Annotated in this window: 20 protein-coding genes and 1 pseudogene; 11 read left to right on the forward strand and 10 right to left on the reverse strand. The window is 73.1% G+C overall.

The features are described 5' to 3' along the window. The 5 genes from IE274_RS39660 to metG form a co-directional block, all read left to right on the forward strand. Nucleotides 1-1,072: VWA domain-containing protein (locus tag IE274_RS39660; protein WP_229909830.1), on the forward strand; the 1,072-nt coding region annotated here is incomplete at its 5' end. Between the two features lie 116 nt (nt 1,073-1,188). Continuing rightward, nucleotides 1,189-1,521, forward strand: a complete 333-nt coding sequence (locus IE274_RS26585) for a trypco2 family protein (protein WP_190118429.1) — start codon at nt 1,189-1,191, stop codon at nt 1,519-1,521. A gap of 48 nt (nt 1,522-1,569) precedes the next feature. Further along, nucleotides 1,570-6,027 (forward strand): tetratricopeptide repeat protein, encoded by a 4,458-nt coding sequence (locus IE274_RS26590; RefSeq protein ID WP_190118430.1) that lies wholly within the window; start codon nt 1,570-1,572, stop codon nt 6,025-6,027. Continuing rightward, complete coding sequence (locus tag IE274_RS26595) at nt 6,024-6,440, forward strand: DUF4913 domain-containing protein (RefSeq protein WP_190118431.1); 417 nt, start codon at nt 6,024-6,026, stop codon at nt 6,438-6,440. Before IE274_RS26590 ends, IE274_RS26595 begins: the two co-directional genes overlap by 4 nt. A gap of 33 nt (nt 6,441-6,473) precedes the next feature. After that, the gene (gene metG, locus IE274_RS26600) at nt 6,474-8,102 is read left to right on the forward strand and encodes a methionine--tRNA ligase (protein ID WP_190118432.1); all 1,629 of its coding nucleotides are present in this window, start codon (nt 6,474-6,476) and stop codon (nt 8,100-8,102) included. An 88-nt stretch (nt 8,103-8,190) separates the two neighbouring features. Here the strand turns inward: metG and IE274_RS26605 are convergent, their stop codons facing one another. Next, on the reverse strand, nt 8,191-8,778 hold the full coding sequence (locus IE274_RS26605) for a TetR/AcrR family transcriptional regulator (protein WP_190118433.1): 588 nt from the start codon (nt 8,776-8,778) through the stop codon (nt 8,191-8,193). 117 nt (nt 8,779-8,895) lie between these two features. Between IE274_RS26605 and IE274_RS26610 the strand changes: the two genes are divergently transcribed. Both IE274_RS26610 and IE274_RS26615 read left to right on the forward strand, forming a co-directional pair. Then, nucleotides 8,896-9,765: an NAD(P)-dependent oxidoreductase gene (locus IE274_RS26610; protein ID WP_190118434.1), complete on the forward strand. Its 870-nt coding sequence runs from the start codon at nt 8,896-8,898 to the stop codon at nt 9,763-9,765. A 157-nt stretch (nt 9,766-9,922) separates the two neighbouring features. Next, nucleotides 9,923-13,729 (forward strand): hypothetical protein, encoded by a 3,807-nt coding sequence (locus IE274_RS26615; protein ID WP_190118435.1) that lies wholly within the window; start codon nt 9,923-9,925, stop codon nt 13,727-13,729. On the opposite strand, the gene IE274_RS26620 is transcribed toward IE274_RS26615, so the two are convergent. Together IE274_RS26620 and IE274_RS26625 are read right to left on the reverse strand one after the other, a co-directional pair. Then, nucleotides 13,719-13,907, reverse strand: coding sequence for a DUF397 domain-containing protein (locus tag IE274_RS26620; RefSeq protein WP_190118436.1), 189 nt, complete (start codon nt 13,905-13,907; stop codon nt 13,719-13,721). The genes IE274_RS26615 and IE274_RS26620 overlap by 11 nt on opposite strands. 2 nt (nt 13,908-13,909) lie before the next feature. Then, complete coding sequence (locus IE274_RS26625) at nt 13,910-14,761, reverse strand: Scr1 family TA system antitoxin-like transcriptional regulator (protein ID WP_190118437.1); 852 nt, start codon at nt 14,759-14,761, stop codon at nt 13,910-13,912. 247 nt (nt 14,762-15,008) lie between these two features. Here IE274_RS26625 and IE274_RS26630 point away from each other — a divergent pair, with 247 nt between their 5' ends. Continuing rightward, nucleotides 15,009-15,494, forward strand: a complete 486-nt coding sequence (locus tag IE274_RS26630; protein WP_190118438.1) for an ATP-binding protein — start codon at nt 15,009-15,011, stop codon at nt 15,492-15,494. 28 nt (nt 15,495-15,522) lie between these two features. Here the strand turns inward: IE274_RS26630 and IE274_RS26635 are convergent, their stop codons facing one another. Beyond that, the gene (locus IE274_RS26635; protein ID WP_190118439.1) at nt 15,523-17,025 is read right to left on the reverse strand and encodes an MFS transporter; all 1,503 of its coding nucleotides are present in this window, start codon (nt 17,023-17,025) and stop codon (nt 15,523-15,525) included. 211 nt (nt 17,026-17,236) lie between these two features. Between IE274_RS26635 and IE274_RS26640 the strand changes: the two genes are divergently transcribed. Then, nucleotides 17,237-17,422, forward strand: a complete 186-nt coding sequence (locus IE274_RS26640; RefSeq protein WP_190118440.1) for a hypothetical protein — start codon at nt 17,237-17,239, stop codon at nt 17,420-17,422. A 69-nt stretch (nt 17,423-17,491) separates the two neighbouring features. Here IE274_RS26640 and IE274_RS26645 read toward each other — a convergent pair whose 3' ends face one another. The 3 genes from IE274_RS26645 to aspS form a co-directional block, all read right to left on the reverse strand. After that, entirely contained in the window at nt 17,492-17,914 is a 423-nt protein-coding gene (locus tag IE274_RS26645) for a hypothetical protein (protein WP_190118441.1), read from the reverse strand. A 94-nt stretch (nt 17,915-18,008) separates the two neighbouring features. Further along, a complete protein-coding gene (locus IE274_RS26650; RefSeq protein WP_229909831.1) occupies nt 18,009-18,359 on the reverse strand; it encodes an SCO0607 family lipoprotein in 351 nt (116 codons plus the stop codon). 245 nt (nt 18,360-18,604) lie between these two features. Continuing rightward, nucleotides 18,605-20,413: an aspartate--tRNA ligase gene (gene aspS / locus IE274_RS26655; protein ID WP_190118442.1), complete on the reverse strand. Its 1,809-nt coding sequence runs from the start codon at nt 20,411-20,413 to the stop codon at nt 18,605-18,607. Nucleotides 20,414-20,632: 219 nt separating this feature from the next. Here aspS and IE274_RS26660 point away from each other — a divergent pair, with 219 nt between their 5' ends. Beyond that, nucleotides 20,633-23,047, forward strand: a complete 2,415-nt coding sequence (locus IE274_RS26660; protein WP_190118443.1) for an ATP-binding SpoIIE family protein phosphatase — start codon at nt 20,633-20,635, stop codon at nt 23,045-23,047. Here the strand turns inward: IE274_RS26660 and IE274_RS26665 are convergent. The 3 genes and pseudogenes from IE274_RS26665 to IE274_RS26675 all read right to left on the reverse strand — a co-directional run bounded on the left by IE274_RS26665 (nt 22,963) and on the right by IE274_RS26675 (nt 25,613). Further along, the gene (locus tag IE274_RS26665; RefSeq protein WP_190118444.1) at nt 22,963-24,102 is read right to left on the reverse strand and encodes an AI-2E family transporter; all 1,140 of its coding nucleotides are present in this window, start codon (nt 24,100-24,102) and stop codon (nt 22,963-22,965) included. The two genes, IE274_RS26660 and IE274_RS26665, sit on opposite strands and share 85 nt — an antisense overlap. A gap of 60 nt (nt 24,103-24,162) precedes the next feature. Next, a pseudogene (locus IE274_RS26670) lies at nt 24,163-24,852 on the reverse strand (pirin family protein); the annotation flags it as partial. A 281-nt stretch (nt 24,853-25,133) separates the two neighbouring features. After that, nucleotides 25,134-25,613 carry an SseB family protein gene (locus IE274_RS26675; RefSeq protein ID WP_190118445.1) on the reverse strand — a complete coding sequence of 160 codons (480 nt, stop codon included), beginning with the start codon at nt 25,611-25,613 and terminating at the stop codon, nt 25,134-25,136. A 149-nt stretch (nt 25,614-25,762) separates the two neighbouring features. On the opposite strand from IE274_RS26675, the gene IE274_RS26680 reads away from it, so the two are divergent. Further along, nucleotides 25,763-26,629, forward strand: coding sequence for an alpha/beta fold hydrolase (locus tag IE274_RS26680; RefSeq protein ID WP_190118446.1), 867 nt, complete (start codon nt 25,763-25,765; stop codon nt 26,627-26,629). Nucleotides 26,630-26,677 lie beyond the last annotated feature (48 nt).

Here is a 26,677-nt window from a genome sequence, read left to right on the forward strand (position 1 = left end):
CACCACCCCGGCCACCCCGGAACCCAACACCCAGGCCAAGCCCACCACCCCGGCCGCCCGGCAAGCTCCCGCCGACGACGACGCCCCGGCCGGCACGGTCGACTCGACCGCTCCGGCCGACCAGGCCACCCCGTCGGCCCCTGCCGACCTGTCCGGCTCCGCCGACCCGGTCGACGCGTCCGGCCCGGCCGACCAGGCGGAACAGGTGGGCACAGCCCACGTCGGCGGCGACACCAACGCCGAGAGCACCCCGGCCGACCTCCCGGCGCAGCCGGAAACCCCGGCCCACCGGGACACCGCTCCGGCCGAGCCGGAAACCACCAACGCCCAGCCGGACCCCGCCCCGGCCCACCAGGACACCCCGGCCGAGCAGACCTCCGCCCCAGCGCAGCCGGACAGCACCGCCGAGGCCAAACCCGCGTTCGCCCTGGCCAAGGTGAAGGCCGCCGCGCCCGCCCTCGCCACCGCGTACCGCGCAGCGGGCGCCGCCCTCCGCAAGGAGGGGCTTGAGGGTGCCCGGGCCCACGTCTACCTCGTACTGGACCGCTCCGGCTCCATGCGCCCCCACTTCAAAGACGGCTCCGCCCAGAACCTCGCCGATCAGACCCTGGCCCTCGCCGCCCACACGGACCCCACCGCCACCGTCCACCTCGTGTTCTTCTCCACGGACATCGACGGCACCGCCGACCTCACCCTCGCCGACCACGAGAACCGCGTCGACGAACTGCACGCCGCCGCGGGCCGCATGGGCCGCACGAGCTACCACCGCGCCGTCGAAGAGGTCGTCGCCCACTACGAGAAGTCCGGCCACGTCGGCGACCCCGCCCTCGTGATCTTCCAGACCGACGGCGCCCCGGACACCAAGGGCCCCGCCAACCAGGCCCTGGCGGACGCCGCCCGCCACCCCCTCTTCTTCTCGTTCGTCGCCTTCGGCGACAAGGACGCCAAGGCCTTCGACTACCTCCGCAAGCTCAAGGCCGACAACGCCGCGTACTTCCTGACGGGCCCCGACCCCAGGGAACTCACCGACAAGGAGCTGTACGAGGGCATCCTCGCCTCCTGGCGCCCGTAGCCCTCGTAGCCCGAGCAGCCCCGTAACGCCGATTCCGTGGCACCAACCCCCTCCTCTACGTATCGTGTTGACGTTTTCCACGCGAGTAGAGCGAGTAGAGCGAGGGGGAGCGCGCCATGGCGGCCAGTGGTACCCAGGGCAATCAACCGCCCGACGGCGACGGGTGGCTCGACCTCGCCGACGCCCTCGACCTGCTGCGCGCACAAGTCGCCGACTCCCAGCGCCGCGCCCGCACCGCCGACGTGCGCTTCGACGTCGAAGCGATCACCGTCGACTTCGAGGTCGAGCTGCTGCGTACCCGGGGCGGCTCCGGCGGGCTCCGCTTCGGGGTCGTCCAGGCCGACGGGCGGCAGGAGAACACCCGCCGCGCCACCCAGCGGGTGAGCCTGACCCTCAGGCCGCGCACCGCGACGCGCGGTGATGTCTCCATCGGCGATGAAGAGCCCTAGCCGCTTCGGCGGTCGCGCCCCGCTCGACGCGCCGACGGAGGTGGTGACTTGGAGCAGGATCGCGTCGTACGCGTCGTGACGCGCAGGGGGACCGGCGACGACGGGACCGGCCACCCCGACCAGCCGCACGCAAGCGTCTCCGGCACCGGCTACCTCATCGCCCCCCGGCTGGTCCTCACCGCCGCCCACCTCCTCCCGCCCGGCGGCGCCAAGCCGACCGTTCTCCTGCCGGGGTCCGACCGGGCGTACACCGCCACGGTCCGCTGGCGGCGGGACGCCGGCGCGGAGGGCGGGGTGCTCGACGCCGCCCTGGTGGAGATCCGGGACGCGGGCTGGCTGCCGCCGGGGTCCTTCGAGGAGCGGGTCGGGCGGCGCCCGCAGCGGTGGGGGCGGCTCGTCACCCACAACCTGGGGCAGTCCGTGTGCTGCCATGGGTTTCCCCGTATGCAGCGGGCGCGACGCGAGGGGGCCGAGGGTGGCGGCGGCGGGGTCATGGAGCAGATTTCCGCCCGGGTCAATCCGCTCACGGGGTATCCGGCCCGGCGGTACGAACTCGTGGGGCCCGTGGGGGTGTTCGGCACCGGGCGCGACATGGACTCCCCGTGGGCGGGCATGTCCGGCGCCGCCGTCTTCACCGCCGAGCCCACCGGCGTACCGCACGAACTGCGGCCGGGTGACCTCCTGTTGGGGGTCGTACGGGCGGACCGGCAGGCGGGCAGCGGGGTGCGGCTGAGTGTGACGCGGGCCGAGGACCTGCTGGCGGACCATGTGTTCCGGGCGGTCGTGGAGGAGCACAGCGGGTTGCCGCCGGAGTTGGAGGCGGCCGAGCTGGCGGGGCTGCTGGCGCCGGTGCGGGTGCTGCGGGAGTTGCGGTCGCCGCTGATGGTGCTGCGCGCGGACGTGGAGGCCGTGTCGTTCCGGGGGCGCGAGAAGGAGCTGCGGGAGCTGCGCAACTGGTGTGTGGAGTCCGACGCGGCGCACCAGGTCGGCACGCTCGTCGGCACCGGCGGGCAGGGCAAGTCGCGGCTCGCCCGGGAGTTGACCGCGGGTCTGCGCGCCGACGGGTGGGTGGCGGGGCGGCTGCGGCACGAGGTCCTGTACGGCGACGGCGCACGCCTGGAGCAGCGGTTGCGGCCGCTGATAGACGTACGGCATCCGACGCTGGTCGTCGTCGACTACGCGGAGACCCGGCCCGATCTGGTGCGGGCGCTCGCCGCGCTGGCCGATGACGCGCGGGACCGGTTCCGGATTCTGCTGCTCGCCCGGTCGATGGGGTCGTGGCTGTCGTCGGCCCTCGGGCGCCCCGGGCCACGGCCGGTCGTGGGGGCGGGGACGGGGGCCGCCGGGAGCGGTCCTGGGGTCCTCGGCGTGCGCGGGGTGCCGGACTTCAGCCTGCGGCCGCTCTACACCACGCCGGGCCCGGCCGCCGAGGCGTTCCGGCTCGCCGTCGCCGATCTGGCGCGGGTGCTGCGGCTCGTACCGGGGTACGGCGAGGTGAACTGGCCCTCGATCGCGGCGGAGGTGCAGCCGCCGGTCCTGCACGACGGGCACGAGAGTCCGTTGTCGCTGCACATGCGGGCGTTGGAGGCCCTGCTGCGGAAGGGGCTGTCCCCGGGGCAGCGGGCGCCGGAGCCGGGCCCCTTGGAGCACGGCCTCCTGGAGCAGGCCCTGTTGGAGCAGGAGGCGGGCTACTGGGCCAGCGCCGCCGTCTCCGCCGGGCTCGGGGACATCAACGGCACCGGCTCGGGCACCGGCCCCCTGCTCCGCCGGGCCGTCGCCGCCGCCACCCTCTGCGGTGCGGCGGGCCGGGACGAGGCCCGCGCCACGCTCGCCCGGCTTCCGCACGCGGGCCCCGTCCCGGTGGACGAGCTGGACGAGTGGCTGCGCCGCCTCTACCCGGCCGCGCAGGACCGGCACTGGGGCGGGCTGCACCCGGACCGGGTCGCCGAGTACCAGGCGTCGCAGGAGGTCGCCGACGATCCGGAGCTGCTCATCGCGCTGCTCGCCGGGGCGTCCGACGAGCAGTGGACGACGGCGTTCACGGTGCTGACGCGGTCGGTGATCACGCACACCAACGAGGGGCGGCCGGGGCGGGCGCGCCTCGTGCTCGACCTGCTGGACCGGGCCCTGGACGAGGTGCCGGTGAGCACGGCGGCGCTGCGGGCGTGCCTGGACACGCTGCCCCGGCGGTCGCACGTGCTGACGCGGTTCGCCGTGCGTGTCGCCGAGCAGTTGGTGGGGAGTTACGCCGACGCCCCCGGTCCTGGCGGGCCGAGTGACGTCGAACGCGCCAGTGACCAGCACCATCTGGCGCGCTGCCTCGGCGAACTCGCCAGCTGGGAGGGGGCGTTGCAGGCCGCGCAGAACGCGCTCGGCCTGCGGCGGCGGCTCACGGAGGCGGATCCCCGTACGCACGAGGCGGACCTCGCGGCCACGTACGACCTGTGTGCCTGGTGTCTGGCCGGGATCGAGGAGCTGGAGCGGGCGCACCAGCTCATCGGGCGGGCCCTCGCCATCCAGCGCCGCCTGGACCGGGACCGGCCCGAGCGGTACCGCAGCGGCCTGGTCGAGTTCCTGCGCACGGCCTCCGCCATCGAGTGGCGGCGCGGCGACCGGGAGGAGTCCAACCGGCACAGCGACGAGGCGGCCGACCTCAGCCGCTGGCTGCAGAGCACCCAGCCCGGCGAACACCTCAACCTGCTCATCGGCAGCCTGAACGGTCAGAGCATCGGCTACTGGAACGACGGCCGCTACAAGGAGGCGACGCAGGTCACCGACGAGTCCCTGCGCATCCTGGACGAGCAGGTCGCCGTCAACCGCGACGCCTACGCGCCGTTCCTCGCCGAGGCGCTGCTCTCGCAGGCCCTCAACTACGACCAGGCGGGCCGCTACGAGGAAGCCATCGACCTGGCCCACCGCTCCGTCGACCTGCGCCGCTCCCTCGCGGCCGACCTCCCCGACCGGCACGGCTTCGCGCTCGGCGAGGCGCTGCACAACCTGGCGTGGATCGAGTACGACGCGGGGAACCGGGAGGCGGCCGTCCGCTGGATGCGGGAGGCCGCCGAGGTGCGCGGGGTGCTGCGCGACCAGGCGCCGCGCTTCCGGCGCGCCCGCGACCACAGCCGGTCCCTGCACGCGCTCGCCGACATGCTCGCCGGAGTGGACGCCGGTCTCGACGAGGCGGTGACCGTCCTCGAACAGGCCCTGGACATCCGCCGCCACCCCGGCCCGCACGGCGTCAACCCGAACGTCTCCGTCGCCAACACCCTCATCGACCTCGGCCGGTACCGGCGGCGGCGCAGCCTCCTGCCCGCCGCGGACCGCGACGCGGAGCTGGCCGGGGCGGTGCGGGACCTCCAGGAGTGCGTGGCCCTGCGCCGCGACCTGGCGGCCGAGGACCCGGCGGAGCACCGGGGCGCCCTGTGCGACGCCCTCCTCGCCCTCGCCGGATGCTACGAACAGGCGGGCAAGGACGTCGCCCACCGGGTGCTCCTGCGCGAGGCCCTGCCCGTCGCCCGCGCCCTCGCCGCCGACGACGAGGACTGGCGGCCCGACCTGGCCCAGTGCCTGTCGGACCTGGGCTACGAGTACGTGTGGACCCGGCGCGAGCGGGCGGGCCTCGACCTCCTCACCGAGGCCGTCGCCGTCCTGGACGCACTGCCCGCCGAGCGCCGCGAGGCCCAGGCGGCCGCCCTCGGCAGCCATCTGATCCGGCTGCGCGTGACCCAGGCGAAGCTGGGCCTGCACACCGCGGCGGCCCGCACGGCGGAGCGGATCGTGGCGGAGCTGCGGCGCCGGGAGGCGGTGCGGGTCGCGGAGGAACGGCGGCTCGCGGAGGAGCGGCGTCGCGAGGCGGAACTGCGCGGGGCGGGCGGGGCGGCGGCGGGCGGCGGTTCCGGCTCGTACGGCATCCCGGCCGCCCACGGCACCCCCGGCCCCGACGGCACCCCCGGCCCCGACGGCACCCCGCCCGCCGACAGCCCCTCGCCCCCCGAGCCCACCCCCGGCCTCTCCTACGAGCCCTCCCTCGGCGCCGCCCTCGTCGCCCTCGGCCTCGCCTGCGCCCGCCTCGGACGGCACGACGAGGCCCTGCGCCACGCGGCGGACGGCATGGCGCTGGTCCGTGAGCACGCGGCCGGGGAGTCGACGGCCTGGCTGGCCGAGGCTCTCAGCGCGTACGCCCGGACGCTCCAGGTCCGCGCCCGCGCCACCGGCCGCCGCGCCCGCGCCACCGGCCGCCGCGCCCTCGCCGAGGCCGCCCTCGCCCCGGCCCGCGAGGCGGTGGAGCTGCGCCGCCGCGCCTGGCTCGACGACCAGGAGGCGCACGCGCTCGGCCTGCGGGACGCGGTGTTCTGCCTCGCCGACGTCTACGCCCAGCTCGGCCGCGAGGACGAGGCACGTTACGTACGCGGACACCTGGCAGCGCCACCGCGGCCCCGCGCCGCGCGCACCCCGGCCCCCGCCCCCGCACGGGAATCCCCGGCAGAAGGAGAGACAGCCCCATGACCACCGACCGGGCCCAGCTCATCGACGAGGAGCAGCGCGCGCCGCTGGCGTTCAGCAGCCTGCCGGCGTTCGTCTCCGACTATCTCGCGCTGATCATCCAGCGCCGCATGGACGACGGCAGTCACCTGTGGTGTCCGTCCTGGTGGGCGCACCCGGAGGCGATCGCCCGGCTGGCCGCGATGTGGCGGGCCTTCGAGTACCTGCGGTCCGACCCGGCGATCGGCCTGTCCAACTGGTGGCTGCACCACGCCGACCCCCACCTCGCGGTGCTGCTCAGTCCGACGGGCCCGTTCCACGCCTGCGCGCAGGGGCACCGGTCGGACGCCGAGCGGCTGCCGCTCGACCGGATGCCCGCGGGCCTGATGGACGACCCGGTGTTCACGGTCCTGGTGGGCGACCCCTTCGCCATGTGAGTGGATCTTCGTTGGGCCGTTAGGATTTCGACCATGGCGGCCACTGGATCCGAGAAGCAGGGGGCGAACGACGTGCAGTCGTACTACGTCTCGACCCCCATTTACTACGTCAACGACGCTCCTCACCTGGGCCACGCCTACACGACCGTCGCAGGCGACGTGCTCACGCGCTGGCACCGTCAGCGCGGCGAGAAGGTGTGGTACCTCACCGGCACGGACGAGCACGGTCAGAAGATCATGCGCACGGCCGAGACGAACGGGGTCTCCCCGCAGGAGTGGTGCGACAAGCTCGTCGAGGAGGCCTGGCGGCCCCTCTGGGAGCACCTGAACATCGCGAACGACGACTTCATCCGCACGACGGAGAAGCGGCACACGGACCGTGTGCAGGAGTTCGTCCAGGATCTCTACGACAAGGGCGAGATCTACAAGGGCGGCTACGAGGGCCCGTACTGCGTGGGCTGTGAGGAGTACAAGCTTCCGGGCGAGCTCCTCGACGGCGAGGGCGAGTTCGAGGGCCAGAAGCTCTGCCCGATCCACAAGAAGCCGGTGGAGCTGCTCAGCGAGGAGAACTACTTCTTCAAGCTGAGCGAGTACGGCGAGAAGCTGCTCGCGCACTACGAGGCGAACCCGGGCTTCATCCAGCCCGAGTCGGCGCGCAACGAGGTCGTGAACTTCGTCCGCCAGGGCCTGCAGGACCTCTCCATCTCCCGCTCGACCTTCGACTGGGGCGTCCCGGTCCCGTGGGACGCCAAGCACGTCATCTACGTCTGGGTCGACGCGCTCCTGAACTACGCGACGGCCGTCGGGTACGGCGCGGACGAGGCCAAGTTCGCCTCGACGTTCCCCGCGGACGTGCACCTCGTCGGCAAGGACATCCTGCGCTTCCACGCGGTGATCTGGCCCGCGATGCTGATGGCGCAGGGCCTGCCGCTGCCCGGCAAGGTCGCCGCCAACGGCTGGCTCATGGTCGGCGGCGAGAAGATGTCCAAGTCGAACCTGACGGGCATCAAGCCGCAGGACCTGACGTCCCACTTCGGCGTGGACGCGTACCGCTGGTACTTCCTGCGGGCCATCGCGTTCGGCCAGGACGGCTCGTTCTCCTGGGAGGACTTCACCGCCCGCTACACCAGCGAGCTGGCCAACGACTACGGCAACCTCGCCTCCCGCGTCGCCGCCATGGTCGGCAAGTACTTCGGCGGCGCCCTGCCGGCCGACGAGGCGCCCGGCGCGGCCGAGCAGGCGGTCCGGGACGGCCTGGCCAAGGCCGTCGCGGAGGCCGACCGGAAGGTCGGCGACGACCTGGACTTCCAGGGCGGCATCCTCGCCGTCTTCGACTTCGTGAAGCAGGTCAACGGCTACATCACGGAGCAGGAGCCGTGGAAGGTCGCCAAGGACGAATCGCCCGAGGGCAGGGCGCGCCTGGCTTCCATCCTCTACACGGCCGCCGAGTCGCTCCGCGCGGTCGCGGTGCTCCTCAACCCCGTCATGCCGGAGACCTCCCAGCAGCTCTGGGACTCCCTCGGTGCCGAGGCCCCGCTCGGCGCGCTCGCCGACCAGCGGGTCCAGGACGCGGGCACCTGGGGCCAGCTCCCGGCCGGGGCCACGGTCACCAAGGGCGCGGTGCTGTTCCCGCGCCTGGAGGAGCCGAAGAAGGCCCAGTGAAGGCCCAGTGAGGGCCCAGTAGGCGCGCCGGAAGGGCCGGAACCGCGATGTGCGGTCCCGGCCCTTTCGCGTACGCGCGTACGCGAACTCAGCTCTCGTACGTCCGCAGCAACCGCGCCAACTGCCGTCCCGCCGCCCGCAGGGGCTCCTCGCTGCGGTTGACCTGCGCGGTCACCTCGGCTCCTTCCAGCGTGCTGATGACGGTGGTGGCGACATCGGCCGCGTCCTCGGCGGTGAAGCCGGACGCGAGCAGCTTCTTCTCCACGACGCGCTCCCAGCCGCGCAGGGCCTCGGCGCACACCCGCTGGATCTCGGAGTCGGAGCCCAGGGTCTCCAGCGCGGCGGCCGTGACGGGGCAGCCGTCGGTCCAGCCCGACTCCCGCAGCCCGACGGCCAGTTCGACGGCGCAGGACTCGACGCCGGCGGCCGGGTCGCCCTCGCGGTCGAGCGCGTCCTCCAGGAGCCGTCTGAACTCCTTCTCGCCGTGCTTGATCGCGGCCACGGCGAGAGCCTCCTTGCCACCCGGGAAGAAGTGGTAGACGGAGCCGAGCGTGGCCTGCGCCTCCTTGGCGATCTGCTTGATGCCGGTGCCGACGTAACCCTGCCGCTGGATGAGCCGCGCGGCGACCACGACGATCCGCTCACGCGTGCTGGGGGGCGCGCTGTACTGACTCATCCGGCCACCTTACCCATCCTCTGAGTAGAGCGTTCGTTCTAGAGCTGTGCTACGTTTCCTCACGGCGCTAGATAGAGCGCTCGTTCTAGTAACTCCACGCATACACAGGAGACGTTCATGTCACAATCCGTCACCGTCATCGGACTCGGCCCCATGGGCCAGGCCATGGCCGCCGCCTATCTCGACCGGGGCTACGAGGTCACCCTCTGGAACCGCACCCCGTCCCGCGCGGACGCGCTGGTGGCGCGCGGCGCGAAGCTGGCGGAGACGCCCGCACAGGCCCTGGCCGCCAATGAGTTGGTGATCCTCAGCCTGATCGACTACGACGCGATGTACACGGCGTTCGCGGGCGCGGAGCACGCTCTCGCGGGCCGGGTCCTGGTGAACCTCAGCTCGGACGTCCCGGAGAAGGCGCGCGCGGCGGCCCGCTGGGTGGAGGGGCTCGGCGGCACCCATCTGACGGGTGGCGTGCTGTCCCCGCCGCCGGGGATCGGCAGCCCGGACATGTCGACGTTCTACAGCGGCCCGCGCGAGGCGTACGAGAAGTACCGCGCCGACCTGGAGGTCATCACCGGGCAGACCGACTACCGGGGCGAGGACCAGGGCCGGGCCGCCCTCATGTACCAGCTGAACATGGTCATCTTCTGGCCCGCGATGCTCGCGTACTGGCAGGCGGTCGCCCTCGCGGACGCGCACGGCATCAGCGCCTCGGAGATCGCCCCGTACGCGAGCGGGAACTACGCGGGCATGGGCCAGTTCATCGACTTCTACGCGCCCCGGATCGACGCCGGGAACCACGCGGGCGACGTCGACCGCATCTCCATGGGCGTGGCCAGCATGGAACACGTCGTCCACACGAACGCCGACGCGGGCGTGGACACGGCGTTCCCGCAGGCGGTCCTGGACGCGTTCCGCAAGGGCGCGGAGGCGGGGCACGGGGCGGACAGCTTCAGCAGGCTGGTGGAGCTGATCCGGAAGGGGGCGTGAGGATCGTGCCGGTGCCGGGGTGCGGGATGTCCAGAAGGTGCGTCATGGGGCGGCCCTCGGACGTCAACCGCGGTTGAGGGCAAGTCTCGACCTGGATTCGCGCCCGCCCGTACGCTGAACCCGGGGGTACAGGGCAGCGGTTGGGGCGGAGGGGCGCGTGGTCGACGGAGACGACGGTGACACGTACAACAGCGTCTTCGACGGGGAGTACGGCCACCTCATCCAGGCCAAGCAGGTCTCCGGCTCCTTCGCGTTCAACGGCCCCACCACCATCAACACCTCCCCCGGCCCCGCCACCGGACCCCCCGCCCGCTCCGCCTACTGGGAGCACGTGCGCCTGACCGCCCCGCGGCAGCTCGTCGACCGCGAGGCCGAGCTGGCCGAGCTGGCCGCCTTCTGCCGGGGTGCGGGAGACCGGTCGTACGCGTGGTGGCGGGCCGGGGCGTGGGCGGGCAAGACGGCGCTGTTGTCGTGGTTCGCGCTGCACCCGCCGCCGGGTGTGCGGGTCGTGCCGTTCTTCGTCACCGCGCGGTGGGCGGCGCAGAACGACCGCACCGCCTTCGTCGAGGTCGTCCTGGAGCAGCTCGCCGAGATGCTGGGCGAACCCCTGCCCCCGAACCTCACCGAGTCCACCCGCGAGGCCCACCTCCTCCAACTCCTCGGCCAGGCCGCCCAGGTGTGCGCGGCCCGCCACGAACGCCTCGTCCTCCTCGTGGACGGCCTCGACGAGGACCGGGGCGTGACGGCCGGACCCGACGCCCACAGCATCGCCGGGCTCCTCCCGCAGCCGACCGACCCGGCGCTGCGCGTCGTCGTCGCCGGGCGGCCCAACCCGCCGATCCCCACCGACGTCCCCGACCACCACCCGCTCCGCACGGCCTGCGCCGTCCGCACCCTGACGCCCTCCGAGCGCGCCGGGGCCATCCGCGGCGCCGCCGAACTCGAACTGGGCCAGCTCGTCGCCAAGGGCGGGCTGCATCTGGACGCGCTCGGCCTGATCACGGCGGCGCGGGGCGGTCTGACGGCGGAGGACCTGGCGCGGCTCACGGACTCGGCTCCGTACGAGCTGCAGGAGGTGCTGCGGACCAGTGCGGGGCGGACGTTCGAGGTGCGGGAGGCGGTGGTCGGCGCGTCCCACTCCGGCGGCGCCGCCTACCTCCTCGCCCACGAGGAACTGCACCTCCAGGCCGAGCGCATGCTCGGCGCCCCCCGCCTCGACGCCCTCCGGCAGCGCCTGCACGCCTGGGCCGACTCCTACCGGGAGCGCGGGTGGCCCGAGGACACCCCCGGCTATCTGCTGCGCGGATACTTCGCGTTGGTACGCGCCCAGCAGGACCTCGCGCGCACGGTGGCCGTGGCGGTGGACCCGGCCCGGCACGAACGCCTCTACCGCGCGACGGGCGGCGACGTCGCCACGCTCACCGAGATCCGCGACGCCCAGGAGGCGATCGTCGAGGCGGGCGGGCGAGGGTACCTGCCGGACATGCTGCGGCTCGCCCTGCACCGGGACGCGCTGACCCACCGCAACCGGACCCTCCCGGCCGAACTGCCGGAGGCGTGGGCGGCCTTGGGGCACGCGCGCCGGGCGGTGGCGCTGGCGCAGAGCATTCCGGACGGCGACGAGCGGGTGGACGCCGTGCTGCGCGTCGCCGAACGGGTCCGGGCGCGGGGCGAGCACCGGCACGCGATCGAGATCGTGGAGGACCTGGCGGCGGCCGCGGCCAGGGACACCACCCCCCTGGTCTCCGGACCGCGCCTCGCCCGCGTCGTCAGGACCTGGCTGGCCTGGGGCGAACTGTCCCGGGCCACGGCCGTGGTCGGCCTCCTGCCCGACGGTGTCCAGCGGGAGAACGTCCTGCCCGCCGTGGTGGCGGCGGTCGCCGCGCGCGGACCGGCCGAGGACGCGGAACGGCTGGCCCGCTCATCCGCCGACGACCGCACGCGCACGCTGTCCCTGATCGCGCTGGCCGAGGGCGCGGCGCGCGCGGGCGAGGACGAGCGGGCCGACGCGCTCTTCGCCGAAGCACGCACCACGATCCTCGAAGGCGACGTACTCGCCGAGGAAGCGGGATGGCGGCTCCGACCGGACATGCCGTTCATGCCGCACGCCCATCCGACCGGCGACGAGGACGAGGACCACACCTGCTGTCGGGCGCTGGCCAGCGCCCTCGCGGTCACCGGACGGCGCGAGGCCGCGGAGGAGTTCGTAGAGCTGCTCCTGTCGAGCGCGGGGCCGCCGCCCGACGACGTCGAGTGGTTCTTCGCACCCTCCTCGCACGCGACCGTGCACGCCGCCGCCGACGCCGCCCGCGCCGAGCTCGCCCTGGAGATCGCCCTGTCCGCGGACGCCGAGGACGCCATCCGCTACCTCACCGCCGCCGGCACCCCCGCCACGACCTCCCCGCAGATCGCCCGGGTGTGCGCCGTGCTCGTGGTCGCGGGCCGCCACGAGCTGGCCGACGGCGTGGCCCGGAGCACCCTGAGCAACACGAACGTCCGACGTGAGGTGCTGCTGCGCCTGGCGGCGGCGGGGCGGACCGACCTGGCGGTGGATCTGGCCGCCCTCCTGCCCCCTGACCCACGTGCCCGGCCGGTGGCCCTCGACCTGTGCCGCCTCCTCGTCCGGCACGGCCACTACGACGACGCCGAGGCCGCGGCCCGTACGCTCCTGACCCCCGAGAACGGCCTGGCGGAGGTGGCCCTGGCCCTCGCGGAGGCGGGACGGACCGCGCAGGCCCTCGCCCTCGCCCAGGCCGTCCGCGCCTCGGCCGCGACCCCGCGGACCCTGTCCACGATCTGCCTGATCCTGCTGGCCGCGGGCCACGCCGACGAGGCCGAACGGACCCTGGCGGAAGCCGAGTCGGGCTACCGCCGGGTCCTGCCCCACCTGTCCGACGCCGAGAGCCGCGCCAGGGTCGCTGGGCAGCTGGCACGGGCGGGCTGCCCGGAGGCGCTGCTCCTGCTCGCCGACGCCGAGGCGCTCCTCCTCGCCGACACGGAGCAGCAGGGCGGCGCCAAGAGCGGCGACGACGCGCTCCCGCCGTACCTCTGGATGCCCACGAGCCTCGACACCCTGCGGTCCATCGTGGTCGAGGCCCTGGTGGAGGCCGGTGAGGTCGACCGGGCCCTCGGCCACATCGACGCCGACCGGCCCGGTGCCGCCCGCGAACTCACCTTGGTGGTACGCCGGTTGGCGGCCGACGGGCGCGCCCACCTCGCCGAGGCCGTGGTGCGCGGGCTGCCGGACCCGACGGACCGGGCCACCGCCCGCTGGGCGATCGTCGAGGTCCTCGCCGAGCGGGGCGCCGACGCGGACACCGTGGCGGTCGCCAAGCTGCTGGCCAAGCTCTCGGAGGGCGACTTCCCCGTCGAAGCGCTGGCGCAGGGGATCACCCGCCTCGCCGCTGTGGGCCGCCGCGATCTCGCCCTGGAACTGCACTCGCAGCTCATGGCGACGCCGTCCGGCGCCCCTCAGTCGCGTGGGGAGGCGGTGGCCAGAGCGCGGGCGGCGTACGCCGTCGGCGACCATCCGACGGCGGAGGAGCTGCTCGCGAAGGCCGAACGCACGCCGTGGCAGGACGCGGTCTCGCCGGACCTGGTGCGGGGACTGCTGGCCACCGGTCAGGCCGACCGGGCCGAGGAGTACATCCGGGAGCAGTGGCCCGCCTCCGACGAGTGGGTCGTGCCGGACGGGCTGCCCGACCTGATCCGCGTCTTCACCGAAGCGGGCGAGCACGACCGGGCCGAGGCTCTCATCGAGTCCTTCCCGCGCACCCCCGACGTCAGGGACGCCTACGTGACCCTGGCCCTCGCCCTGCCCCCCGACCGGGCCGCCCCCGCTGCGGCCCGCGCCGCCCACATCGGCCCCTGGACGGCGGCCCTGCCCGCCCTGCTGCACGCCGACCCCGCGACGGTCGACGCCCTCACGGCGCCGGAGGTCTGGTCGCGCCTCGTCACCGAGTGAGCCGGCCGGGGGCCTTGAGGTGGTGGAGGAGGGCGCCGAGGGCTGCGGGTTCGAGGGTGAGTACGCGCTCGGGGTCCTCGCTCTCGCGGAGCAGCAAGGCGCCGTCGGCGGCGGCCAGTTCCACGCATGCCGCGCCGTCCGAGCCGCTGGAGAACGACGACTTCTGCCACTGGATCACGGCTACAGCTCCTTCGCGAGATGGTGGAGGTGGGCACGCGTCTCGGCGGGTCCCAGGGACGCCGACTCCACTTTACGGACCAGCGTTCGCGCCGACTGGAGTTGGGCGGCCGCGTCCATCAACGCGGAGCCCATGGACGTGTCCTGCTGGACGGTGTCGAGGGCGGGCACCGGCCCCTGGAAGTACAGCAGCGCCGCGCTGGCACCCGCGAATCCGTCCGCGTCGAAGGGGATCACCCTGATCACGAAGGTGCCGCTCTCCGACTGGCGCAGGACCGCGTCGAGCTGTCGCCGCGCGACCCGGCGGTCCGCCACCCGGATGCGCAGCACGGACTCATGGAGGACGGCCACGTACGGCGCCGCGCCGTCCCGTAGTAGGGCTTCCCGGCGCCGCCTGCGGTGCTCGACCCGCAGGTCCAGTGCGCGCTTCGGCAGTTCCGGCCGCCAGTACGAGAACACCGCGTGCGCGTACTCCTCGGTCTGCAGGATGCCGGGGACGTGCGCGGTGCCGACCTCCTGGATGTGCGTGGCGTGGTGCTCCAGCTCCGCCAGGTCGAGGAAGGCGGGCGGCAGCACGCCCCGGTAGCCCTCCCACCAGCCACGCGTGCGCTCGGTCGCCATCGACGTGAGCGCGTCCACCAACGCGGCGTCCCCGCAGGCGTAGTGCGCCGCGAGGCTTCGTACCCGCGCCGCACTGACCCCCGCGATGCCCGACTCCATCTGGCTCATCTGCGCCGACGTGGACCCCAGCAGCTCCGCGACCTCGCGCGCGGTCAGCCCGGCGGCGTCCCGCAGCCTGCGCAGCTCCGTGCCGAGGCGCACCTGGCGCGCGGTGGGCTGACTCCTCGGCGGCATACGGGACCTACCCCTCAACGCTGCTCGCAGCAGGACGTGTTGACGCCCCTCTTTCGGGGGGAAGGTTACGCGAACCTGTTGCCGAGGCAGAAATTACTGCCCTACCTTCGGTGAGGAAGCGACCACCCACAGCAACGCCCCGGGTCCGGAAGTGCACCGCGTCGCCCCGCCACAGCGGGCACCGGCAGGCCACCGCCCAGAGAGAGTCGATCTCCTCCAACTCCTCATCGATCCAATGGAGTTACGCATGAACGAGAGCTGCGACCCCGGCGACGACATCGACGAACCCCCCTCTCCGACCCCGATCCTGACCCCCTCCCCGGCCCCTTGGCAGTACACCCTCCACATCCCCAACGACCTCCGCGCCGTCACTATCTGTCGCCGAACCCTCGGCGTGATCCTCTCCGCCCACGGCCTCCCGCACCTCGCCGAGTCGGCGGAACTCGTCGCGACGGAGCTGGTGGCCAACGCCGTGACGCACACGAAGGGCCCGGCGGCGCTGCGGCTGCACTGGGCCGGGGGCATCCTCCGCATCGAGGTCTGGGACGCGGACCCGACCCCGCCCGAGCCCCCGGCGCCCCCGGCCAGGGACCTGCTCCTGGCGGAGGCGGGCCGCGGCCTCGCCCTGGTGAAGTGCTGCGCCGACGGCTGGGGCTGGTACCACCTGGGCGGCGCCCACCTCCTGGGCGGCGAGGGCAAGTTCGTGTGGTGCGAACTGGCCGAGGCGGCATAGGACCGCCTCGGCCGGGCCGCGCACCGGCCTAGGCCAGCGGAGCCGTCTCCTCCGTACGCTCCACGCGTTCCGGAGTCGACGGCTCCCGCCGCCCCCGCACCCCCAGCAGCACCCACGCCAGGCACGCCGCCCCCGCGAGGATCCCGAAGCCGACGAACAGCGCGCTGGTGTAGCCGTGCACCGAGGCCGCCGTCGGGCTCGCGTCCCGGTGGCCGGCCAGGTACGTCGCCGCCGCGCTCGACGCGATCGTGTTCAGCAGGGCCGTGCCCAGGGCCGCCCCCAACTGCTGCGAGGCGTTGTACGCGGCCGACGCGGCGCCGATGTCATGGCCCCGCATCCCGGCCGTCGCCAGGCTCGCCGTCGGCGGCAGGACACAGCCGAGGCCGAGGCCGGTCAGGGTGAGCGACGGGACCAGGTACAGCCAGAAGACGTGGCCGCTGTCCGCCGTCAGCCGGGTCAGGAGGAACATTCCGGCCGCCGCCGCGAGCAGGCCCGGTACGACCAGGGCCACCGGCCGCGCCCTGCCGTGCAGCTTCCCCGCGATGAACGTCGCCCCGACCAGCGCCGCGAGCGCGTTGACGATCAGCGTCAGGCCCGCCTCCACCGGCGAATAGCCGAGCACCGTCTGCGTGTAGTAGCTCATGAAGAGGTAGAAGCCGAACATCGCGACGAACAGCAGCGTGATCGCGAGGAACGCGCCCGCCCGGGCCCGGTGCACCAGGATCCGCAGCGGCAACAGCGGCCGCGGCGCCCGCAGTTCCACGGCGACGAACGCCCCGAGCAGCACCGCACCGGCGGCGAGCAGCGCAAGGACCCGCCCCGAGCCCCAGCCGCGCGGCTCCGCCTCGTTGAACGCGTACACCACCGCGGCGAAGCCCCCGGCGCTCAGCAGCGCCCCCGGTACGTCGAGGCGCCCGCCGTCCCCGGCCGGACGGTCCTTCGGCACGAACGTCGCCCCGACCACCGCGAGCAGCGCCAACGGCACGTTCACATACAGGCACCAGCGCCAACTCGCGTACTCCGTCAGCAGCCCGCCCGCCACCAGGCCCACCGCCGAGCCCGCCGCGCCCACCGCCGCGAACACCCCGAACGCCCGGCCCCGGGCCCGCGGCTCCGTGAACGTGATCGTGAGGAGAGAGAGCCCCGCGGGCGCGAGCAGCGCCGCGAACACGCCCTGCAGGGCGCGCGCCCCGAACAGCATCCCCGGACTCACCGCCGCCCCGCCCAGCGCCGACGCCGCGGCGAATCCCGCCAGGCCGACGAGGAACGTACGCCGGTGTCCGAGCACCCCGCTGATCCGGCCACCGATCAGCAGCAGGCCGCCGAACGCCAGCGCGTACGCCGTGATCGCCCACTGGCGGCTCGCGTCCGACATGTCCAGCGCGCGCTGCGCCGACGGCAGCGCGATGTTCACGATCGTCCCGTCCAGGACGACCAGGAGCTGCGCGGCGCTCACCGCGAGCAGCGTCCACCGGTGGGTGCTTCGTTCATGGGCGGGACCGGTCGCCCGTTCCGTATCTGCGGCAGTCATGGATTCAAGTGTTTCGTTGAAGGACTGCCGGAGACTTCGTCCGCGCGGGGGTGCGGTCGGGGCTCCGCCGAGCCGGAAAAGTCTCAAGCCGCGGTTGAGGCGAGAGCGATTACCCGGGATGTGGCTGGATATACACGGTCCAAGTGAGCTGTTGATCACTTCGTGATCGGCCTCACTTCGCCTTCACTCCGGCGCACGTACGCTTCACAGTATGGCCACGAATCCCGCTTCCGAGAGCCGGCGTACCGCCGACGAGGTGAACGAGGAGATCCGTGCGCTGTGGCTGCGCTGCGGCGGGCGGCTGAGCACGGAGCAGCGCCGGGAGTACCAACGTCTGGTGACGGAGTGGGCGACGGCGGAGGCGGAGAGTCACAGCTCACCCACGCGGGCGGCCTGAGCCCCGTCCGGCAGGTCACCTCGTCCCGCTGGGGACCACGCAGTCCTTCGGTTGCGGGCGGCCCTCCGGTCAGCCGAGTCCCACGAACGCCAGCCTTCGCGTTCGCGGATCCAGCTCTACCACCGCCACCGGCTTGTCGTAGGGATGGCCCGCGTTGGTGAGGCAGATCCACCGGCTGGTTCCAGCCACCCGGTGCGCGCACTCAAGGCGCGACCACTGGGCGGAGACGCGCGGGAGGGGCGGCACCTCCCCGGCCGACTGGGCGTTCGCCAGGAACACGGACTCCGCGATGGTCCACACCCCGTCGTGCACGAGCATGGTGCGGGAGCCGTCGAGCGCGACGGGCCCGATGTCCCCCGCGCCCTGCCGCGAGGCGAGCCCGCGCAGCTCCGCCAACTGCCGCTCCGGCTCGACCAGATGCCCGGGCCGGTCCTTCCCGCCGCTCAGCTCCCGGTCCCACTCCCCGGGATGCGCGGGCGCGGCGTACTGCACGGTGACGGCGGCGTGCCGCGTGCTCGCGTCGCCCTGGACATGCGAGCCGACATGACCGGGCGGAGCCCGGCCGACCCTGCCCGCACCGGACCGGTCAGGGCGCGTCCGGGTCGTCGATGATCTTGCCGTGCTCGTCGAGCGTGTGGGTCCGCCAGTACACGTCCCACTTGTCGTCGACCTTCTCCGGCACCTTGCCCGCCGGGTAACGCACGTATCCCTTGGGGGGCTTGTCGTCCTCCGAGACACAGGCCGAGCCCGTGCCGTTCACGGTCATGACCGGGTACTCGCCGCCCCGGCAGACGTCCTCCTTGAAGTCGAGGACGGAACAGCCGGTGAGGGCCACGAGGACGGCCGCGCCCGCGAGGGCGGCGGCGCCGACGACGGCCGGGACGACGCCGCGCCGGGCGGCCCCGGTGGGTCGGCTGGTCGTGCGCGGCACGGGCATGGTGGTCTCCAGTCGGTCGGCGTGCCTCTCACTCTCGCCGCCGAAGGCCGTCGATCCCTGAGTACGCGTACTCAGAGAGCCCTGTGCGGATGCTCAGGCCTTCGGCCCCTGCGCGGATGTCGGGCCTCCGGCCCCTGCGCGGATGCCAGACCCCCACTCCCGTCCGCCGGAACAGCGCCCCGGAAACGGCGAAGGGCCCGGGACCGCATCAACGGTCCCGGGCCCCGGCTGCCTTGGGCCAAGGGCTACTTGGCGTCCTGCTCCGCCTTGGCGGCGGCACCCTCGGCCTTGCCGGCGGCGACCGGCTTGCGCAGGGAGATGTTCAGCTCCTTGAGGCGGGACTCCTCCAGCTCGCTGGGGGCGCCCATCATCAGGTCCTGGGCGTTGCCGTTGAGCGGGAAGGCGATCGTCTCGCGGATGTTGGGCTCGTCGGCGAGGAGCATCACGATGCGGTCGACGCCGGGGGCGATGCCGCCGTGCGGCGGGGCGCCGAGGCGGAACGCCTTCAGCATGCCCTTGAACTCGTGCTCGACGGTCTCGGCGTCGTAGCCCGCGATCTCGAAGGCCTTCAGCATGACGTCGGGCTCGTGGTTGCGGATGGCGCCGGAGGACAGCTCGATGCCGTTGCAGACGATGTCGTACTGCCAGGCCAGGATGTCGAGCGGGTCCTTCTCCTCCAGGTCCTTCATGCCGCCCTGGGGCATGGAGAACGGGTTGTGGGAGAAGTCGACGCGACCCGTCTCCTCGTCCTTCTCGTACATCGGGAAGTCGACGATCCAGCAGAACCGGAAGACGCCCTCCTCGAAGTGGCCCGCGCGCTTCGCGGCCTCGACGCGGACCGCGCCCATGATCTTGGAGACCTCGTCGAACTCGCCCGCGCCGAAGAAGACGGCGTGGCCGGGGGCGAGGGAGAGGCGCTTGGTCAGCTCCTCCACGTTGCCCTCGGTGAGGAACTTGGCGATCGGGCCCGCGAACGCGCCGTCCTCGCCGACGCGGATCCAGGCCAGGCCCTTCGCGCCGTGCTCGACCGCGTACTCACCGAGGCCGTCGAAGAACTTCCGGGACTGCCCGGCGGTGTCCGGCACCGGCAGCGCGCGCACGTGCTTGCCCGCGAACGCCTTGAACTCCGAGTCCGCGAAGACGTCGGTGATGTCGACGAGTTCGAGCTTGGCGCGCAGGTCCGGCTTGTCGTTGCCGTACTTCAGCATCGACTCGCGGAACGGGATGCGCGGGAACGGCGAGGTGACCTCACGGCCGCCGCCGTACTCGGTGAAGAGCTCCGTCATCAGCTTCTCGATGGGCTGGAAGACGTCTTCCTGCTCCACGAAGCTCATCTCGACGTCGAGCTGGTAGAACTCGCCCGGCGAGCGGTCCGCGCGGGCGTCCTCGTCTCGGAAGCACGGCGCGATCTGGAAGTACCGGTCGAAGCCGGAGATCATCAGGAGCTGCTTGAACTGCTGCGGGGCCTGCGGCAGGGCGTAGAACCGGCCCGGGTTCAGGCGGGACGGCACCACGAAGTCGCGCGCGCCCTCGGGGGACGTCGCGGTGAGGATCGGCGTCGCCATCTCGTTGAAGCCGAGGGCCACCATCTTCGAGCGGATCGAGGCGATGACCGACGAGCGCAGCATGATGTTGCGGTGCATGCGCTCGCGGCGCAGGTCCAGGAAGCGGTACTCCAGGCGCCGCTCCTCGTTGACCCCGTCCTCCGCGTTGACCGTGAAGGGCAGCGGCGCGGCGGTGCCGAGCACCTCGACGTCGGCGGCCTCGATCTCGATCTCGCCGGTCGGCAGCTCCGGGTTCACGTTCTCCGCGCCGCGCGAGACGACCTTGCCGTCAATCCGGACGACCGTCTCCTTGGAGAGCTTGTCCAGGGTCTCGGCGGCGGCCGTGCCGGGGCGGGCGACGAGCTGCGTGATGCCGTAGTGATCGCGGAGGTCGATGAAGAGGATGCCGCCCAGGTCGCGCCGATTGTGCAGCCATCCGCTCAGCCGGACGTCGGTGCCGACGTCAGAGGCCCGGAGCTCACCGCACGTGTGCGACCTGTACCGATGCATCGTCGTTCATCCAGTCTTTCGGGATCGGGGAGAGTGCCCGGCCGGGGGCGTGCCCCGGCGGACGTAAAGAAGGTGCTGGCTGTCAAGGCTACCGTCCGGTGGGAGATCACTTCCCCCCGTATTCGGGCGCCCCGGTGTCCCCGCCCGGCACCCGTCCGCACCCCCGGCCCACGGGGCACAAGGTGGCGAGGGGTACACAACTGTTCCTACAGTGATTCAATGCGCACCGATGAGCCCCGCGAGCAGGTGGGGGACGCCTCCCTGCCTCCCGACCGGGACTCCCTCCCGCCCGTGAGCGCCGTCCTCTCCATCGTCGCCACCGGCCTGTGGCGCTGGGACAACGCCACCGGGACCGTCACCCTCGACGCCGAGGCGGCCCGACTCCTCGGGCTTCCCCCGCACGCCCAGACCACCACCGAGGCGGGTGTGCGCTCCCGCTTCCACCCCGTCGACTGGAACGAGATCCACGGCATCGTGCAGCTCGCCGTCGCCGAGGGCACCCTCGCCGAGGCCCGGCTGCGGATCATGGACGAGCAGGGCCGCCGGGTCCTGCGGACGGTACGCAGCCGGACGAAGCCGATCGTCCACGCGGGGGCGAGCACGTACGAGCTGCTCGGCACCATCCAGGAGGTCTCCGAGCCGTCCCCCGGCTCGGCCGCCCGCACGCCCGTCACCGGGGACTGGCGCCGCTCCCGGGAGGCGTTCCTGCTCGACGCGGGCCGCGCGCTCGCCGAGGCGCGGTCCACGAAGGAGGTCCTGCGGGTCGCCGCGGGCCTGTCCATGCCGGGCTTCTCGCCGGACGGCCTCGCCGTCTTCGGCGCCAAGGCGGACCGCCTCACCCTGGTCGGCCACCACGGCCACCACGGCTACGGCCACGACGATCCGCTCGCCTCGATGCCGCTGGACACCGACTACCCGGCCGCCGAGGTGCTGCGCACCGGCCGCGCGGTCTACCTCTCCTCTCCGGAGGACTACCGCCGCCGCTACCCGACGGCCTGGCCGCTCGCCTCGCGCTTCGAGCGGCAGTCCTGGGCGTTCCTGCCGCTGATCGTCGCGGGCCGCACGATGGGCGCGTGGATGGCGGCGTTCACGTACCCCGTCTCGTTCACGCCCGACGAGCGGTCCGTCCTGACGACGGTCGCGCGCATGCTGGCGCAGGCCCTGTCGCGGGCCGGGGTCGCGGAGTCCGAGCGGGAGCTGACCGAGGGCCTGCAGCGCTCCATGCTGCCGATGCTGGGCCCGGAGATCCCCGGCATGGCCGTCGCCGCGCGCTACGTCCCGACGGGCGGGGGCCTGCAGGTCGGCGGCGACTGGTACGACGTGATCCCGCTGCCCAGCGGCCGCATCGCCTTCGTCATCGGCGACGTCCAGGGCCACGACGTGCGGGCGGCCGGGCTGATGGGGCAGCTCCGCATCGCCCTGCGCGCGTACGCCTCCGAGGGGCACCGCCCGGACGCGGTGCTCTCCCGCGCCACCCGCTTCCTGTCCGGCATCACGGACGGCATCGCCTACGGGTCGACGGACACCCGCGACGACCACGGGGGCGCGGCGGCCGACCCGCGCTTCGCGACGTGCCTCTACGTAGAGGCCGATCCGGCGACCGGTGTCCTGGAGATCGCCCGTGCGGGCCATCCCGAGCCCGTCATACGCATGAGTGACGGAACGGTTCTGCAGCGGCCCATCGCGGGCGGCCTCCCACTCGGCATCGACCCGGACGCCGACTACCCGACGACCCGCCTCGTCCTCGACACCGGCGAGACGATGCTGATCTGCACGGACGGCCTCATCGAGACCGGCGGCCACGACCTGGAGACGGGGTGGACGCGGATCCGGAAGATTCTTGAGCGCTACGAAGACGACGAAGACGGCACCGCCGACACAGACGGCACGGCTGGCACAGCCGACACGGCCGGCGCAACCGGCACAGACGGCACAGCCGATGCGGGCGCCGCCGGCGGCGGGCAGGCCGGTGGGCCCGAGGGGCACGCGGGCTTCGGCGCGTACGAGGCGCCGCCGACCGGGGACGACAGCCTGGAGGTCCTCGCCGACACCCTCGTCCAGGCCGTGCACGGGCCGTCCTCGCACCACAGCACGGGCCCCCTGGCCGACCGCCGCGAGGACGACATCGCCGTGCTGCTGCTGCGCCGCACCGGCCGCCCCGACCAGCGCGCCCACACCCGCCGCACGATGCTGACCATCGCCCAGGCCGAGCCGGAGCGGGTCGCGGGCGCGCGCGTGCACCTGCGGGACCTGCTGCACGACTGGTCGGACGACGAGCAGGTCGACTCCGCCGTCCTGCTGGTCTCCGAGATGATCACCAACGTCCTGGTGCACACCGACGGGGACGCGCTCCTGGTCGCCGAGGTCACCGGCGAGATGGACACGCGCAGGCTCCGGGTGGAGGTCGCCGACGGCAGCGACGACCTGCCCCACAAGCGGCACCCCGGGGAACTCGCTTCCTCCGGGCGCGGGTTGGTGCTCATGGAGCTGCTCGCGGACCGGTGGGGGGTGGATCCCCGGGGCGAGGGCAAGAGCATCTGGTTCGAGCTCTACGAAGGCTCGGGGGAGTCGCCGGGCGAGGGCGGCGCGCCTGCTGCCGGGGCCTTCGGCGCCGATCCGGAGGCCGCGCTGTAGCGGGTGCGCAGCTCGGAGAGCACGCCGAAGGCGGCGGCGGTCAGCGGTACGGCGAGCAGCATCCCGATGATCCCGGCGACGGACGCCCCCGCCGTGATCGCCAGCATCACCACCGCCGGGTGCATCTGCACGGTCCGGCTCTGGATCATCGGCTGCAGCACGTGCCCTTCGAGGACCTGCACGGCCAGCACGACGCCGAGCGCCCACAGCGCGATGAACGGACCGCGGTCGGCGAGCGCGACGAGGACGGCGATGGCGCCCGACAGGAACGCCCCCAGGTACGGGATGTAGGCGCCGACGAACACCAGCGCGCCGAGCCCGGCGGCGCCCGGCACGCGCAGGATCAGCAGGCCGACGGTGATGCACACGGCGTCGATGAGCGCGATGACCGTCGTCCCGCGCATGAAGCCCTCGACGGCCGTGAACGCGCGCCGCGCCATCGCCTCGACGGTGTCCGCGGACGACTCGGGGACCAGGGAGCGCAGGGCGCCCGCGGTCTTGTGCGAGTCCCGCAGGAAGAAGAAGACGAGCAGCAGCGCGAGCACAGCGGTGGCGATCATCTCGCCGACCACGCTGATCCCGCTGACCACTCCGGAGGCGGCGGTTCCGCCGAACTTCCCCAGCAGGTCCTTGGCGTTGGACGCGAGGTCGTCGAGGGAGGTCCCGGCCGCGCCGAAGTGCTTCGACAGGTCGAGGGCGGCTTCCTTGAGGGACGAGATGATCTGGTCCCCGGTGTCGATGAGCGCCGCGACGACGATGTACGTCGCGCCACCGACGACCGCGAGCACGGCCGCGCAGGTGAGTGCCGCGGCGACCGACCGCTGCACGCGCATCCGCACGAGCCGCCGGTACAGCGGCCCGAGCAGCGCCGTCCCCAGCAAGGCGAGCAGCACGGGCGTCACGGCCGTCTTGAACACCGTGCACAGCCACACCCCGACCCCGGCCACACCGGCGACGAGCAACACCACCACACACCAAGCGGCCACACGCCGCACAGCTTCGGGCAAAAGGGTATGCACGGGCTCCACCCGAACACGGCGGTACGGCCTACGCATGCGGGGCGTAGGCCGTACGGACGTCTCCTGGGTGCGGTTACATGCCGTCCTTGGGCGCGGTTACATGCCGTGAACGGCGGGAACCGACCCCAGCAACCCCTTCTGGTAGTCCTCGAACGCCTGCTGCAGCTCGTCCCGGGTGTTCATCACGAACGGCCCGTAGTGAGCCATCGGCTCCCGGATGGGCTGCCCACCCAGAAGCACGACCTCCAGGTCGGGCGTGTGGGAGTCCTGCTTCTCGTCCGCCCGCACGGTGAGCGAACCGCCCCCTCCGAAGACAGCGGTCTGCCCCAGGTGGACGGGCCGCCGCTCGGCCCCCACGGACCCGCGTCCGGCGAGGACGTAGGCGAGCCCGTTGAAGTCCTCCCGCCAGGGCAACGTGACCTCGGCCCCGGGCCGCACGGTCGCGTGGATCATGGTGATCGGCGTGTGCGTGATCCCGGGCCCCTCGTGCCCGTCCAGCTCCCCGGCGATGACCCGCAGCAGCGCACCCCCGTCCTCGGTGGTCAGCAACTGCACCTGCCCACCCCGGATGTCCTGATAGCGGGGGTCCATCATCTTGTCCTTGGCGGGCAGGTTCACCCAGAGCTGCAGCCCGTGGAAGAGCCCACCGGACATGACGAGGGATTCGGGCGGAGCCTCGATGTGGAGGAGCCCGGACCCGGCGGTCATCCACTGGGTGTCCCCGTTCTGGATGGTGCCGCCGCCCCCGTTGGAGTCCTGGTGGACGAAGGTGCCGTCGATCAGGTACCGGCGCGGTCACCTTGGGCAGGGTCAGCGGATTCTCGACGGTCACTGCAGGCATGGGTGGGACCTCCTTGTACGCTCAGATTAGTTGAACGTAGAACTTTCTGCCACCTGGAACACGGAACGCCCGGAGGGCATTCCCTCCGGGCGTTCCGGTGATCACTGGTGGCGGGGTCCTTGGCCGAAACCGTCAGCCGTACGAATCCCCCGCGGGGCGGGGCTCGGCCGCCGCTGCGGACGACCGTACGGCGGATGGCCGCACCGCGGACTAGCCGTACAACGGACTAGCCGTACATGCGGCGCATGGCGAAGTCGACCATCTGCTCGACGGCCTTCGCGTCGAACACCATGCGGTGCTCGCCCTCCATGTCGAGGACGAAGCCGTAGCCGGTCGGCAGCAGGTCGATGACCTCCGCGCCGGTGATCACGAAGTACTTGGAGTCCTTGCCGGCGTACCGGCGCAGCTCCTTGAGCGACGTGAACATCGGGATGACCGGCTGCTGGGTGTTGTGCAGCGCGAGGAAGCCGGGGTTGTCGCCGCGCGGGCAGTACACCTTCGAGGTCGCGAAGACCTGCTGGAAGTCCTCCGCGGACATCGACCCCGTGGTGAACGCGCGCACCGCGTCCGCGAGAGACGGAGGCGACGGCTCCGGATACAGCGGCGGCTGCTGGCCGTAACCACCGGGCGTCTGCGCTTGCGGCGGCGGCTGTTGCGGCGGGACGTACCCCTGCCCGACACCCGCGTGCTGGTCGTAGCCGTACATACGGGCCAGGGTACCGACCCCGGGGCGGCCGCCGTACGAGGTCGGGAACGAGCAAGTTTCTGTAGCGGGCGCTAGACAAATGAAGGGCGGGGCGGCTACGGTTTTCATAGCGAGGACTACAGATACTGAGCGCCCTGGGGGGCCCACGCATGTCCACGAGCACGAGCACGCCGACCACGATCACGACCGCAGCCACAGCCACAGCCACAGCCACAGCCACGAAGCACTACGCCCGCACGACGACAGGCGTGGGCCCCGCCCTGCTCCTGGCCCACGGCGCGGGCGGCTCGGTCGCCGCCAACTACGGCCCGATCCTCCCGGCCCTCGCGGCCACGCACCGGGCCATCGCCGTGGACTACCCGGGCACCGGGGCCACCCCTGCGGCCGAGGCCCCGCTGACCCTGGACGCCCTGGCGGACGAGCTGGTGGCGGCGGCCGACGCGGAGGGGGCGGAGACGTTCGCGCTCGCGGGGTACTCCCTGGGCACGGCGGTGGCCGTGCGGGTGGCGGCCCGGCACCCGTCCCGGGTGACCGCGCTGATCCTGACGGCGCCGTTCGCCCGCCCCGACACCCGGATGAGCCTGGCCGCCCAGACGTGGCGCCATCTGGCAGCGGCGGGCGACTCGTCCCGCGCGCGGGACGCGCTGGCCCGCTTCGTGCTCCCGCTGGCCCTGAGTCCGGCAGCCCTGGCCGCCCTGCCCCCGGAGCAGCTCGAAGAGGTCGTGCGGGGCACGGCGGAATCGGCGCCCGCGGGCACCGCGGACCACGTGGACCTGGTGGTCCGCACGGACGTGCGCGCCGATCTGGCGGCGGTGACGGCGCCGACGCTGGTGATCGCGACGACCGAGGACCAGCTGGTCCCCCCGGCCCTGCAGTACGAGGTCGCGGCCGGAATCAGCGGTGCTCAGGTGGCCGGGATAGGCACCGGACACCTGCCCTTCGCCGAGGCCCCGGAGGAGTGGCGGCGGCTGATCGAGGGCTTCCTGTCGGACGGGACGGGGCAGCCCGGCGAATAGACCCTGCTCACACTTGGGCCATCAGGGGTTGCCCCTTATTACCGACGG

The organism is Streptomyces flavofungini (assembly GCF_014650815.1).
Classification (GTDB): domain Bacteria; phylum Actinomycetota; class Actinomycetes; order Streptomycetales; family Streptomycetaceae; genus Streptomyces; species Streptomyces flavofungini.

Excerpts from the sequence above, each read along its gene's own strand:
- IE274_RS26585 (WP_190118429.1), top strand. The coding sequence starts at position 1,189 with ATGGCGGCCAGTGGTACCCAGGGCAATCAACCGCCCGACGGCGACGGG.
- IE274_RS26595 (WP_190118431.1), top strand. The coding sequence starts at position 6,024 with ATGACCACCGACCGGGCCCAGCTCATCGACGAGGAGCAGCGCGCGCCG.
- metG (WP_190118432.1), top strand. The coding sequence starts at position 6,474 with ATGGCGGCCACTGGATCCGAGAAGCAGGGGGCGAACGACGTGCAGTCG.
- IE274_RS26605 (WP_190118433.1), bottom strand. The coding sequence starts at position 8,778 with ATGAGTCAGTACAGCGCGCCCCCCAGCACGCGTGAGCGGATCGTCGTG.
- IE274_RS26610 (WP_190118434.1), top strand. The coding sequence starts at position 8,896 with ATGTCACAATCCGTCACCGTCATCGGACTCGGCCCCATGGGCCAGGCC.
- IE274_RS26625 (WP_190118437.1), bottom strand. The coding sequence starts at position 14,761 with ATGCCGCCGAGGAGTCAGCCCACCGCGCGCCAGGTGCGCCTCGGCACG.
- IE274_RS26630 (WP_190118438.1), top strand. The coding sequence starts at position 15,009 with ATGAACGAGAGCTGCGACCCCGGCGACGACATCGACGAACCCCCCTCT.
- IE274_RS26635 (WP_190118439.1), bottom strand. The coding sequence starts at position 17,025 with ATGACTGCCGCAGATACGGAACGGGCGACCGGTCCCGCCCATGAACGA.
- IE274_RS26640 (WP_190118440.1), top strand. The coding sequence starts at position 17,237 with ATGGCCACGAATCCCGCTTCCGAGAGCCGGCGTACCGCCGACGAGGTG.
- IE274_RS26650 (WP_229909831.1), bottom strand. The coding sequence starts at position 18,359 with ATGCCCGTGCCGCGCACGACCAGCCGACCCACCGGGGCCGCCCGGCGC.
- aspS (WP_190118442.1), bottom strand. The coding sequence starts at position 20,413 with ATGCATCGGTACAGGTCGCACACGTGCGGTGAGCTCCGGGCCTCTGAC.
- IE274_RS26660 (WP_190118443.1), top strand. The coding sequence starts at position 20,633 with ATGCGCACCGATGAGCCCCGCGAGCAGGTGGGGGACGCCTCCCTGCCT.
- IE274_RS26665 (WP_190118444.1), bottom strand. The coding sequence starts at position 24,102 with ATGCGTAGGCCGTACCGCCGTGTTCGGGTGGAGCCCGTGCATACCCTT.
- IE274_RS26675 (WP_190118445.1), bottom strand. The coding sequence starts at position 25,613 with ATGTACGGCTACGACCAGCACGCGGGTGTCGGGCAGGGGTACGTCCCG.
- IE274_RS26680 (WP_190118446.1), top strand. The coding sequence starts at position 25,763 with ATGTCCACGAGCACGAGCACGCCGACCACGATCACGACCGCAGCCACA.